Annotated in this window: 8 protein-coding genes and 1 pseudogene; all 9 read left to right on the top strand. The window is 37.6% G+C overall.

Annotated elements, in window-relative coordinates:
- Nucleotides 1–88: 88 nt before the first annotated feature.
- The 9 genes and pseudogenes from rexB (at nt 89) to QM450_RS03415 (ending at nt 13,869) form a co-directional block, all read left to right on the top strand.
- Nucleotides 89–3,340, top strand: a complete 3,252-nt coding sequence (gene rexB / locus QM450_RS03455; protein ID WP_414319694.1) for an ATP-dependent nuclease subunit B — start codon at nt 89–91, stop codon at nt 3,338–3,340.
- The gene (gene addA, locus QM450_RS03450) at nt 3,337–6,978 is read left to right on the top strand and encodes a helicase-exonuclease AddAB subunit AddA (RefSeq protein ID WP_414319663.1); all 3,642 of its coding nucleotides are present in this window, start codon (nt 3,337–3,339) and stop codon (nt 6,976–6,978) included. Before rexB ends, addA begins: the two co-directional genes overlap by 4 nt.
- A 16-nt stretch (nt 6,979–6,994) precedes the next feature.
- Complete coding sequence (locus QM450_RS03445; RefSeq protein ID WP_414319662.1) at nt 6,995–8,173, top strand: hypothetical protein; 1,179 nt, start codon at nt 6,995–6,997, stop codon at nt 8,171–8,173.
- A 128-nt stretch (nt 8,174–8,301) separates the two neighbouring features.
- Nucleotides 8,302–8,799: a YkgJ family cysteine cluster protein gene (locus QM450_RS03440; protein WP_000031465.1), complete on the top strand. Its 498-nt coding sequence runs from the start codon at nt 8,302–8,304 to the stop codon at nt 8,797–8,799.
- A 223-nt stretch (nt 8,800–9,022) separates the two neighbouring features.
- A pseudogene (locus QM450_RS03435) lies at nt 9,023–9,721 on the top strand (glycosyltransferase family 2 protein); the annotation flags it as partial.
- 206 nt (nt 9,722–9,927) lie between these two features.
- Nucleotides 9,928–10,302 (top strand): GtrA family protein, encoded by a 375-nt coding sequence (locus QM450_RS03430; RefSeq protein ID WP_414319661.1) that lies wholly within the window; start codon nt 9,928–9,930, stop codon nt 10,300–10,302.
- The gene (locus QM450_RS03425; protein ID WP_414319660.1) at nt 10,299–11,210 is read left to right on the top strand and encodes a phosphodiester glycosidase family protein; all 912 of its coding nucleotides are present in this window, start codon (nt 10,299–10,301) and stop codon (nt 11,208–11,210) included. The genes QM450_RS03430 and QM450_RS03425 overlap by 4 nt, the downstream gene beginning before the upstream one ends.
- Nucleotides 11,191–11,637, top strand: a complete 447-nt coding sequence (locus QM450_RS03420) for a hypothetical protein (protein WP_414319659.1) — start codon at nt 11,191–11,193, stop codon at nt 11,635–11,637. The genes QM450_RS03425 and QM450_RS03420 overlap by 20 nt, the downstream gene beginning before the upstream one ends.
- A gap of 219 nt (nt 11,638–11,856) precedes the next feature.
- The gene (locus tag QM450_RS03415; protein ID WP_414319658.1) at nt 11,857–13,869 is read left to right on the top strand and encodes a glucosaminidase domain-containing protein; all 2,013 of its coding nucleotides are present in this window, start codon (nt 11,857–11,859) and stop codon (nt 13,867–13,869) included.
- Nucleotides 13,870–13,875 lie beyond the last annotated feature (6 nt).

The following is a 13,875-nucleotide window of genomic DNA, read 5'->3' as shown; positions in this document are numbered from 1 at the left end:
TAGATGCTTAAAGGAATAAGCTGATCAAGTATTTTCACCCTAAAAAATGGTATAATGTAGAGTAATGAAAAAATTAAACGAGGCTGAGATGAAACTACTTTATACCGATATTCGGACTTCTTTAACAGAAATCTTAACCAAGGAGGCTCAGGGACTGGTTGCCCAAGGTAAACGAGTCTTTTATATCGCCCCTAACTCTCTTTCTTTTGAAAAGGAACGTGCCGTGCTGGAGTATTTGAGTCAGCAGGCTTCTTTTGCGATCACAGTCACGCGCTTCGCTCAAATGGCTCGTTATTTGGTTTTAAATGATATTCCTGAGAGGTCAAGTCTCGATGATATCGGTCTTGGTATGGCTTTCTATAAGTGTCTGTCTGAGATAGACGCTAAGGATTTACGTGTATACGGGGCTATTAAACAAGATCCGCAATTCATCCAGCAACTGATTGAGATTTATCATGAAATTTCAACTGCAAAGATGAGTTTTTTGGACTTGGAAAGTCTGGCTGACGCTGATAAACGCTCTGATTTACTCTTGATTTTTGAAAAAATAACAGCTTATCTAAATCAAGGTCAAGTTTCACAAGGAAGCCCATTATCGTATCTGATTGATGCTATCGAAGAAAATAAGGTCAGTAGTGATTTTAGTCAGATTGCCCTAGTTATTGATGGTTTCACCCGTTTTTCTGCAGAAGAGGAACACCTAGTGGATTTGCTTCATCGTAAAGGTGTTGAAATTATCATTGGTGTATATGCGACTAAGAAAGCCTACAATAGCCCTTTTAGTGAAGGGAACCTCTATCAAGCCAGTGTTGAATTTCTACGTCATTTAGCTTTTAAATATCAGACTAAGGCAGAAAATGCATGTCAAGAACACGGAAATCTTGATGCCTTTGCTAAAGCCTCAAAACTTCTCGAAAGTGCCTATGATTATTCCGAAATTAGTTTAGATGTGAATGACGAAGATAGAAAGGACTTGCAAATCTGGTCTTGTCTGACCCAAAAAGAAGAGTTGGAGTTAGTTGCTCGTAGTATTCGTCAGAAATTGCACCCAGAGCCAAAACTTAGCTATAAGAATTTTCGAATCCTACTTGGTGACGTAGAGTCCTATAAACTATCCTTGCAGACAATTTTTAATCAGTATCAGATTCCATTTTATCTGGGCAAGAGTGAGTCCATGGCTCATCATCCTTTAACGCAATTTGTAGAATCCATCGGACGTTTGAAACGATACAATTTCCGTCAGGAAGATTTGATTAATCTCCTACGAACTAACTTTTATACGGACCTTAGTCAAGAGGAAATTGATAGCTTTGAACAATATCTCCGCTATCTGGGGATTGATGGTCTTTCTAACTTTAAACAAGAATTCACAAAGTCGTATCATGGAAAGTTTGATTTAGAAAAATTAAATAAGCTTCGTGTTCGTGTTCTAAATCCACTAGAAACTTTATTATCTAGTCGTAAGCAAAAAGCTGAGAATCTTCTTGCAAAATGGAACAACTTTTTGAAAGATTCTCATTTGACCAAGCAGTTACAAACCTTATCTGCAACAATGGAAGTAGCAGAGCAAGAAAGACAAGAGGAGGTCTGGAAAGCATTTTGCCACGTAATGGAGCAATTTGCAACTGTATTTGAAGGTTCTCAGGTCACTTTAGATGATTTCTTGGCACTTCTTCATTCAGGTATGAGCTTGTCAAATTACCGTACAATTCCAGCAACAGTAGATACTGTTCTGGTGCAAAGTTATGATTTGATTGCACCTTTGACAGCTGATTACATCTATGCAATTGGTTTAACTCAAGATCATTTGCCCAAAATTGCTCAAAACACCAGTTTGTTGAGCGATGAAGAAAGAGAATCCTTGAATCAAATGACTCAAGAAGGTTCTCAATTACTGATTGCAAGTCAAGAAAACCTCAAGAAAAATCGCTACACTATGCTTTCGTTGGTCAACTCTGCTAGGAAGCAATTAGTCTTATCAGCACCAAGTTTACTCAATGAAAATGAGAGTAAAGAGTCAGTTTATCTGAAAGAATTGCAGGACTTTGGTTTTAGCAAGATTGAAAAGAGAATTGATCGAAAAAATCTATCGAAAGATGACATTGGTTCTTATCACAGTCTTTTGTCTAGTCTGGTTGCCTATCATCAGCAAGGTGAGATGGAGACAAGTGACCAAGACTTAACTTTTGTAAAAGTTCTGGCTCGTGTGATGGGTAAAAAGTTGGAAGACCAAGGTTTGGAAAATCCTGTCCTACCGACAAGTCCGAAAAGCAAGGCTTTAGCTAATGATACACTGGAAGCTTTATATCCGCAGGAACAAGATTTCTATCTATCTACTTCTGGATTAACAGAATTTTACCGTAATGAATACAGTTACTATCTCCGTTATGTCTTAGGTTTGCAGGAAGAATTGCGTCTGCGACCTGATGCACGAAGTCACGGAAATTTCTTGCATCGTATTTTTGAACGTGCATTGAAAATGCCGAGTGATGAATCCTTTGATCGTCGTTTAGAACAAGCAATCTATGAAACTAGTCAAGAACGTGAGTTTCAAGCCATTTATCAGGAAAGCTTGGAGGCTCAATTCACCCAGGAAGTTCTTTTGGATGTAGCACGCGCTACTGGACATATTCTTCGATATAATGCGGATGTTGAAACGATTCAGGAAGAAGCAGTCTTTGGTGGCAAAGAACAAGCCTTTATTCAGCTAGATAATGGTCGAAATGTCTATGTTCGTGGTAAGGTTGACCGAATTGACCGTTTGAAAACTTCTGATGCTATCGGTGTTGTAGATTATAAGTCTTCTTTGACTCAGTTTAAGTTTCCTCTCTTTTATAACGGTCTTAATTCGCAATTACCAACCTATCTAGCCGCCCTCAAGCAAGAAGGGAATAGAGACTTCTTTGGTGCTATGTACCTAGAAATGGCTGAACCAATTCAGTCATTACAAACTGCTAAAACTCTTTCTAAAGTAGTAGCAGAAACGAATAAGACTATGAAATACCAAGGCCTCTTTCTTGAAAAAGAGATAAAAAACCTTGGAGAGTTTTACAATAAAAACAAGACTTATCAGTTGTCTGATGAGGAATTCCAGTTATTGTTGGACTATAATGCCCTTCTCTACAAAAAAGCGGCAGAGAAGATTTTATCTGGTGAATTTGCGATCAACCCTTATACAGAAAACGGTAGAAGCATTGCACCCTATGTTCAACAATATCAAGCTATTACAGGTTTTGAAGCCAATTATCATTTAGGTCAGGCGAGATTTTTAGAGAAAGTTGCCAAGAACAATGCCAAGGAAGCTTGGTTTAATAAAATCAGAGAGGAGTTGGAGCGATGAAATTTTTAACCCAAGAAGAGATTGCAGCCTTGCAAATAGCAGAAGCTCAGTCTAACAAGAAACCCAAGAAAACAGCTGAACAAATTCAAGCTATCTATAGCTCTGGGAAAAATATCCTAGTTTCGGCTTCAGCTGGTTCAGGGAAGACTTTCGTCATGTCTGAACGAATTCTTGATCAACTAGCGCGTGGTGTAGAAATTCGCCAACTCTTTATCTCAACCTTTACGGTAAAGGCAGCAACCGAGTTAAAAGAACGCTTGGAAAAGAAAATCAGCCAACAAATCCAAGAGACTCAAGATTTGGAGCTAAAAAAACATCTTGGAAGACAATTAGCTGATTTACCCAACGCTGCGATTGGAACCATGGACTCTTTTACGCAAAAATTCCTGACCAAGCATGGTTATCTCCTTGACCTCTCTCCAAATTTTCGCATTCTTCAGAATGAAAGTGAGCAGCTTCTCTTCAAAAATGAAGTTTTTCGTCAAGTTTTTGAAAGTCACTACCAAGGTAAAGAACAGGAACGATTTAGTCAGTTGGTGAAGAACTTTGCAGGTAGAAGCAAGGATGCGCGTGGACTGCGTAAACAAGTCTATATGATTTATGATTTTTTGCAATCCACTAGTAATCCTCAGGCTTGGCTAGAAAATTCCTTTCTAAAAGGCTTTGAAAAGGCTGATTTTACGGTTGCTAAAGAAAACCTTGCAGAGGATATAAAAGAAAGACTTTGGGATTTAGAAAGCTTTTTCCGTTATCATCTGGATAGTGATGCCAAGGAATTTGGCAAAGCTGCCTACTTAGAAACTGTCCAACAAGTTCTTGATGAAATCGGAGCTTTAACCAACGAATCAACTTTTAATCAATATCAAGAAGTTCTAGAGCGAGTTGTGAATATTTCTAAGGATAAGGGTGGCCGTGCTCTTACAAATGCTAGTCGCAAGGCTGAACTCCAAGCTCTAAAAGAAGCCTACAACCAAGAGAGAAAAGACAAGTTTGAAAAGCTGAACGCATTAAATGACCAAATTACTTTAGTGAAATTCCAGGAAGAATATCATCAAGAGTCTTGGGACTTGGCTAAGACTTTCCAAGTTTTCATGAGAGATTTTGTTGTAGCTTATCGACAACGGAAGCGCGAAGAAAATGCCTTCGAATTTGCTGATATTAGCCACTATACCATTGAAATTTTAGAAAACTACCCTCAGGTTCGACAAGAATATCAGGAACGCTTCCACGAAGTCATGGTCGATGAGTACCAAGATACCAACCACATCCAGGAAAGAATGCTGGAACTCCTCTCAAACGGTCATAATCGTTTTATGGTAGGAGATATTAAGCAGTCCATTTATCGATTTAGACAAGCAGATCCACAAATCTTCAACGAAAAATTTCATAGATTTGCTCAAGATGACAAAGAAGGTCAGCTAATTCTGCTTAAGGAAAATTTCCGTAGTAGTTCAGAAGTTCTAGATGCTACGAATGACGTCTTTAAACATCTCATGGATGAGAAGGTTGGCGAGATTACTTATGATGGTATGCACCAGCTTGTTTTTGGGAATACTGATATTCAAGCAAATCCTGAAAACAAGGCAGAAGTTCTCTTATATGATAAGGATGATAGCGATTCTGATGATGAGGAACTTGCAACCAACAAATTAACTGGTGAAATGCGCATGGTGCTTAAGGAGATAATTCACCTTCATAATGATAAGAGTGTACCTTTCAAGGACATGGCTCTCTTAACTGCCAGCAGAAGTCGCAATGACCAGGTCCTACTTGCCTTGTCTGAGTATGGTATTCCAGTCAAGACAGACGGCGCCCAATCAAACTATTTGCAATCCCTAGAAGTGCAGGTTATGTTGGATACTCTTCGTGTCATTCACAACCCTCTTCAAGATTTTGCTTTAGTTGCTCTCATGAAGTCTCCAATGTTTAGCTTTGACGAGGATGAATTAGCTCGTCTTGCTCTCCAAAAATCTGAAGAAAAACCTCAAGAAAATTTTTATGAAAAACTAGTCAATGCTCAAGCAAATACGGGTCTTCAAAAGGATTTAATCAAAGCTGAATTACAAAAGAAACTAAACTTCTTCATGGAAACTGTCCAGGCTTGGCGTTTGTATTCTAAAACGCACTCACTTTATGATCTCATTTGGAAAATCTATAGCGACCGCTTTTACTATGACTATGTCGGTGCGTTGCCAAATGGTCAGGCCAGACAGGCAAATCTCTACGCCCTTGCTCTAAGAGCAGATCAGTTTGAAAAGAGTAATTACAAGGGATTATCCCGATTTATTCGAATGATTGACCAAGTCTTGGAAGCCCAGCATGATCTTGCTAATGTCGCTGTGGCACCACCTAAAGATGCTGTAGAACTTATGAGTATTCATAAAAGTAAGGGCCTTGAGTTCCCTTATGTCTTTATCCTTAACATTGATCAGCAATTCAACAAGCAAGATTCCATGTCTGAGGTCATCCTAAGTCGAAGAAATGGCCTTGGTCTCAAGTATGTTGCTAGAGTTGCTACAAATGCCAAAGAGGAATACGTTCCATCTACGATTAAATTATCTATCCCTAGCTTGACCTATACGCAAAACGAAGAAGAACTTCAGTTAGCAAGTTATTCTGAACTCATGCGTTTGCTTTATGTGGCTATGACGCGAGCTGAGAAAAAACTTTATCTAGTCGGAAAGGGATCGAGGGAAAAGTTGGAGTCTAAAGAATACCCGACAAATGGGCAAGGTCTCCTAACCCGTCAAACCAGGTTAGATGCTCAAAATTTCCAAGATTGGATTTGGGCCATTTATCAAGCATTTTCTAAGGAGGATTTGCATTTCACTGTGCGCTTTGAGGGTGAAGAAGACCTAACCAAAGAAGCTATCGGAGAATTGGAAAATAAAAGCCAGCTCCAAGACCAATCCCAAGCAGATAATCGCCAGTCAGAAACCATCAAAGATGCGTTGGAAATGCTAAAAGAAGTGGAAATGTATAATCAAGTCCACCGTGCAGCAATCAATCTTCCAAGTGTACAAACCCCTAGTCAGCTTAAAAAATTCTATGAACCTGTCATGGATATGGAAGGTGTAGTAGTAGCTGGTCAAAGTCAACTAAAAGAAAGTACGGTTCAATTCAACCTTCCTGATTTCTCTAAAACTAAGAAAGTTACTGGTGCTGAAATTGGTAGTGCTACCCATGAACTCATGCAGAGAATTAATCTAGCTAAGAAACCCACTTTAGAGACTTTAACAGAGGCCTTGGAGCAAGTTCAAGTAAGTTCAGCTGTCAAATCCAAAATCAATCTTGATAAGATTTTGTCCTTCTTTGATACGGCTCTAGGTCAAGAGATTCTTGCAAACCAAGATAAACTCTATCGAGAACAACCTTTCTCAATGTTGAAAAGAGATGCTAAGAGTCAGGAAGATTTTGTTGTCCGCGGAATCTTAGATGGATATCTCCTCTACAATGATAAGATTGCTCTCTTTGACTACAAGACAGATCGTTATGAGCATGCTAGTCAACTTATTGAACGCTATCGAGGACAATTAGCTCTCTATGCAGAGGCTCTATCTCGTTCATATCAGATAGAAACAGTTGAGAAATATTTGATTCTACTTGGTAAAGACCAAGTAGAAGTCGTTAAACTTTAAAAAGAAAGGAGATATCATGTCCATTCCTGTTAGAAAAAACTTATATGATGTAGTTTTAGAGGCATCTAAAGCCGATACTTGGGAACAAGCTACCAAAGAATGGAGTGAAGTTTCCTTGATTTTTAATGGAATCGGTCGGAGCAATTGTGTCTGCGGTAATGCTATTAAGTATGCTTATGAACTTTTTAACGGAGTTACTGGCAAACGACTTTTTCCCATTGGGAGTGACTGTGTGCGTCATTTCCAAAGAATTAGCCTAGATCAACAGCTAGAAGAGGAAGAAAAACTTCTCAGAAAGCTTGAAAATCTAACCAGAAAGGCCCAGAAAAAAGAAGCCATTCGAGTTAATAAAACGGATTTTGATGAGCGACTAATCAACTGGCTATGGGAAAAGGGAGTTTTTAAGTCAAATCGAGGTAATCAATTTTCGCCAGAAAAGGATTATCAACTCTTTTTGGAAGTTTTTCAAGGTGGAAGTTGGAGTAAGGCAGAGCCTTTGAAGAAAGCTCGTATGGAGGAAGTCCTTGAAAAATTTATCAAACCCTTTCTACTTGGAAAATCTGACGATCAGCTCTATCTTGTTAAACTAGGAAAAGAAAAAATTGACTATGAGCAGGAACTTCGCATCAAGGCTGAAAAGGAGCGAAAGAAGCGAGACAAGATTGCTAAACAATATGCGGATAACCTGGTTCTAGCAATGGGACCAGCTGAACGTGCCTATCAGGATTACTTTGGACTGAGCGAAACACTGACTCTAGAGGAACGCCAGTGGGAAAAAATTCTCTTTGGTAAAAATCGTGCAGAACGTTCTATCAAATCAAAACAGTACCAGAGAGAGCTTGAAAAGGATCAACGCATTGCTAGTCAAGACCCTCTTGAAAGAAAACAAAAGCAAGTCTGGTTGCTTAACTCGTATTTTAAGGATATACCCGAAGAAAAAGCTCGCTTTTCCCGACTTCTAATCATGTATCGAAAAACTGGAGAAATACCATTTTCAAGAGAATACCTATCTAATAATCTATTTGATTTTTTCTACAAAATGAAGGCTTTTGAGTTTGAAATAGCACCTGATCAGGTATGTGATTTTCTAAAGGAATGTTTAGATGCAGAAAATCTATCTTCTGCACAAAAATCTTGGATAGAAGGCATTTTAACCAACTGCATCAAACCTTTTTTAGAAAGAATGATAGTATAGCGGTAGTTTTCGTCCTGCATGGAGAAACTCATTATTGTTAAAATTATGTCTCAAAGTTATTTGACATAATTTAATTTATGTACCTACGTAAAATATTTGTATCAACATTAAAAAATTAGAAAGAAACTATGTCAAAAGAAATCGATATTGAATATTATCACCAACTAGCCTTGCAAAAACAAAAAGAGCATCGTAAGTTTTTAGGAAATCTAAAGAAGAAAGCGCCTAAAAATTTAGATAAAATTGCGCTTGAAATCCATCAAGAAGTTTTTAATGAAATTGATTGTACAGCCTGCGCTAACTGCTGCAAGAGTCTTGGTCCAGACTTTAAAGAAGCAGATATCACACGTATTGCCAAGTATTTTAAAATGAAATTGCCAGCCTTTGAAGCTGAGTTTTTGCAGGTAGACGAGGATGGGGATAAGGTCTTCAAATCTATGCCCTGTCCATTTCTAGGAGGCGATAATCTCTGTTCCATCTACGATGTCCGTCCCAAAGCCTGTCGTGAATTTCCACATACTGACCGTAAGAAGATTTACCAAATCAATAATCTAACGATCAAAAACACTTTAACTTGTCCTGCAGCCTATCTTTTTGTTGAAAGATTAAGAGAGAAAATAGACTAAGTACTTTCATTGTATGATAAGATTCATCCTCAAATACAGTTGTTATTTGAGGATTTTTGTATATTTATTTTTATCTGAAAATTCAAACTAAATTTCTTATTAATTGATAATCCCTTTCTTAAGCTTAAAGTTTTTCAAACCTAATCTTAAAGAAAACTGATATAAGGTATCTTTAAGCGATGTTCTGTATAGTTATTCCATCATCAAAGAAAGAGGTATCGATATGAACTACATAGTCATTCCAGCTTATCAACCAGATAATAAACTTATCAAACTCATCGAAAAAATTCACGAAAAGAGTGATTTTCATATCTTAGTCATAGACGACGGCAGTTCATCAGAGTGCCAAAAAATCTTTGATAAAGCAAAACAATTTGCTACTGTCATTCGTCACCAGGTGAACCAAGGTAAAGGGCAGGCTCTAAAAACAGCCTTTACTTATATCCAAGAACAAAACATTTATGGTACGGTTGTCACAGCAGATGCGGATGGACAGCACAAGGTATGGGATATTTTCCGCACGGCTAATAAAGCTTCTGAAAATCCAAACAAGCTAATCTTGGGTGTACGTGGCTTTTCTGGGAAAGTTCCCCTTCGTAGCCGTTTTGGTAACAGCTTAACCAAAGCTCTCTTTAAGCTTCAAACAGGAGTAGGAGTAACAGATACGCAGACAGGTCTTCGTGCTTTTACGACAAACTTGATACCGTTTATGCTTAAGATTGAAGGCCAACGTTACGAATATGAAATGAATATGTTGCTCGAAGCAACGAAAGAATACGAGATTTTAGAAGTTCCTATTGAAACTGTCTATATTAATGACAATGAGGCTTCGCACTTCCGCCCAATCCAAGACGGGCTCATGATTTATAAAAATATCTTTAAATTTGCCTTATCATCTCTTAGTAGCTTTGTTGTAGACTATAGTGAAATGAAATAGAATCTAAACAAATTTACCAGAGTAGTTAAGTCAATTTCTAGCATTTTTTAGAATTCACAGTGTACCGTTTTGTATTTGATCTACTATAAATTTAAAATTGAAAAAATGTTTATCTAGTGGATTGAAATAAGATATGAACAGAGAGATTAGAAAAGTCAAACTAATTTCTAGAAATATTTTTAGCAGTTGTAGTGTACTATTCTATATTCAATCTACTATATATCGTTTACGCCCTAGCAATCTTGATTTTGTCGACAGTTCCGACGAGTCTACGAATCTTTCTAGCAAACGGAGTCGCTCGTGTGACTAGCTCTATTTTCAACTATTCTACAAATAAAAAACTAGTCTTTAAAAACGACGATAGCCTTGTGAAAACAGGGATGGGATACTTTGGTTTAGCAGTCGGACTTTTTGTCTTAGACACGCTACTGATTCGTCTCTTCTTTACAGTCTTTGGTATCAACCTTCTGATTGCCAAAGTTATCGTCGGCATCCTTCTCTTCGCTGTTTCTTGGACAGTTCAGAAGAAATTTATCTTTAAGGAAAGGACATCAACTGTATTATGAAATTTTTAAAGAAACGCTATGCTTACGCCTCAGTTCTTGGCCTACTCTTGACAGGATCCTTTAGTTACTCAATGCTAAAGACCTTTGTCCTCGCTGAAACTATCTCGACAGTTGCTACAACTAGCACAAGTTCCAATGCTACAGCAGCAAGTCAAGCTGCTAAAACGGCTACTGTCACTGACTCTAGTTATAAAGATGACAATATTTCTGTTAATTTGTCTGAAACGACTGTCAATAATACCCAAGTCTACGTTGCTGATATTACTCTCAGCTCATCAGATTATCTGAAAACTGCCTTCGCTCAAAATGCTTATGGAACTAACGTAACTGCAAAAACCTCTGTAACTGCAGCTGACAACAATGCAATTTTAGCGGTAAACGGGGACTACTATGGTGCTAACTCTACAGGTTATGTTATCCGTAATGGAGTAGTTTATCGTGATACTGTTCGTGAAGATTCTAGTAATGGGGACTTAGCTATTTATAAAGACGGCTCTTTCAAGGTTATTTACGAAGATCAGATCTCAGCTGAGCAACTAGTAAATGACGGTGTCGTCAATCTCTTGGCTTTTGGACCAGCCTTGGTCGAAAATGGTGAAATTGCAGTTGATACCAATACAGAAGTAGGACAGGCCATGGCTTCAAATCCTCGTACAGCTATTGGTATTATCGATGAAAACCACTATATCATCGTGGTTTCAGATGGACGTACCTCTGAAAGTGAAGGTCTCTCTCTTTATCAGCTTGCTGAGGTTATGAAATCTTATGGAGCAAAAACAGCCTACAACCTTGATGGTGGTGGATCATCTACACTTTACTTCAACGGTCAGGTTATCAATAAACCAACGACTGGAGGAAACAAAATTTCAGAAAGGGCGGTGAGTGATATTGTCTACATCGGTTACTAATTTTGGCAAAAAACGGTTTAAAAAAACAGTCATTTCTTATACACTAATCACTATTTTCTTCTTTGCATTTTCTAGAATTTACGAAGCATTCAGCTTTGGAGAAACTTCTGTTCATATGCACTATTTGTTTGCAGTACCTCTTGTCGGGGGAATTCTACTTGCAATCTTTCTCAAAGTTCTTCCACATTTCTCTCGTATTAGCCTAAATCTATGGAATTCGGCAGTAGCGATTATTACAGCAGGTACACTATTTCGTGGAATTGTCAATCTCTCAGGACGTTCTACAACCTTGGATTCACCCTACTGGTATGTTGGCATTGGTTTTGCAATACTAGCGATCGTCACTATTTTCAACAATCCAAACCTTTGGAAGAATTCTACTAAAGCAACCAAAAAAAATCGCAAAAAAGTCTATGGTCAGGCATAATGTTATAAAAAAGTAGTCGTTCAGCTGATGTTCGACTACTTTTTATTGACTTTTATTTCTAAAATATTTTAAAAATATTACAAGTTCTTTTCTTCTGAAAGATACTACTTTTATATTTAACAGAATATTGTATAATAAAATTGATAATTAGCGATTTTAATACAATATTTAGGAAAAACAAATCCCAATCCCAATCTTGGTATTTGCGAGGAGAAAAGAATGAAAAAAATATTGCTGGCAAGTACGGTTGCCCTCTCTATGGCATGTTTTGCAAAAACAACCGTCTATGCCGGGGATTCTCAAGCTACCAATAATATTCAATCATCAGAAAGAACTTCTTCGAATACAGTAGGAAATGAGAAGAAACATCAAAACGAGGCTGAAAAAGCAACCTCTCAAACTCCTGATACCCACGAACAATCTTCAAAAGAAGCAATAGTAGAGGTAGTTAACAAAGAAGGTTGGCAAAAAGAAAATAACCAATGGCGTTATTATGAAAATAATCAGCCTGTTTCAAATTGGAAAAAAATAGCAGGAGTCTGGTACTATTTCAATCAAGATGGTATCATGCTTAGTAGCACTATCTTTAATGATTATCTATTGAATAATAGTGGTGCTATGGCAGAAAATTCTTGGGTAAAAATTGCTGATAAATGGTACTATGCCAATGAAGATGGGAAAATTACTCGTAATAGTTGGAAAAAGATAGCTGGTGTTTGGTATCGATTTGATGAATCTGGCACAATGTTAAGCAATACTATTTATAATGATTATCTTCTCAAGACTAGCGGTGCTATGGCAGAAAATTCTTGGGTAAAAATTGCTGATAAATGGTACTATGCCAATGAAGATGGGAAAATTATTCGTAATAGTTGGAAAAAGATAGCTGGTGTTTGGTATCGATTTGATGAATCTGGTACCATGCTAAGTGCTACTATTTATAATGATTATCTTCTCAAGAATAGTGGTGCTATGGCGGAAAATTCCTGGGTAAAAATTGCTGATAAATGGTACTTTGCTACAGAATCAGGAAAAATTATTCGCGACAAGTGGGAGAAAATCAGCGGTACATGGTACTATTTTAATAAAGATGGTGACATGCTAAGTAGCCAATGGAAATCTAAATACTATCTAAAAGATAGTGGAGCCATGGCTGAGAATGAATGGATCTTTGATAAGAAATATAATAGCTGGTTCTACCTCAAGTCGGACGGTGCCTATGCTGAAAATCAATGGCAGGGTGCTTACTATCTAAAATCTGGTGGCTATATGGCTAAGAATGAATGGATTTTTGATAAGAACTATGATGCTTGGTATTACCTCAAAGAGGATGGGGTATATGTAACAGGGACTTTCAACATCAAAGGTAAAGACTATTCATTCCAAAGCAATGGAAAATGGATTTCTGATCCATCATCCTATTATAAAGTAACACCAATTACAGCTTATGTATACAGTGCTTCTGGTGATAGACTCAGCTATATCTCACAAGGTAGCATTGTTTCGGTTACTGGGGCTGAAGTTCAAGGTGGTCGACTTCCAGTCAAAATATCAGGACTTTCAGGATATATGAACAAGAGTGATCTAGTAGCGGTCAGCTCAGATAGTGAATTCATTCCTCACTATACTACGGATGGTCGTTATCTTTACCATGAGTTGTCACCTTACGCAAGTATTCGAGTTGCACCACATAGTTCATCAATGACTATTGGTAAAAAGTATTATTCAGCTGATGGTATTAACTTTGAAAACTTTACAGTTAAAAATCCTTTCTTATTTAGAGATTTAAGAAAACCAAGCAATTACACGGCTGAGGAATTAGATAAAGTCTATTCTCTTATGAATATCAAGGGAAGTCGTCTGGCAGGTAAGGGGGCAATCTTTAAAGAAGCTGAAGAACGTTATCAGATCAACGCTCTATATCTAATCGCCCATAGTGCCCTTGAAAGTTCATGGGGACGTAGCCAGATTGCCAAGGATAAAAATAATTTCTTCGGTATCGCAGCTTACGATACAACACCATATGATTCAGCTAAAAGCTTTGATGATGTTGATAAGGGTATCTTAGGTGCAGCTAAGTGGATTCGCGAAAATTACATTGATAATGGCAGAACATACCTAGGAAATAAAGCATCAGGTATGAATGTCCTCTATGCTTCAGATCCATATTGGGGAGAAAAAATTGCAAGCATCATGATGAGAATCAATAGTCAGCTAGGCGAAAAAGATTAAAAATCA

It is taken from the genome of Streptococcus infantis (genome assembly GCF_047464615.1).
Taxonomy (GTDB): Bacteria; Bacillota; Bacilli; order Lactobacillales; family Streptococcaceae; genus Streptococcus; species Streptococcus infantis_Y.
This window is presented reverse-complemented; position numbering and strand designations above follow the sequence as displayed.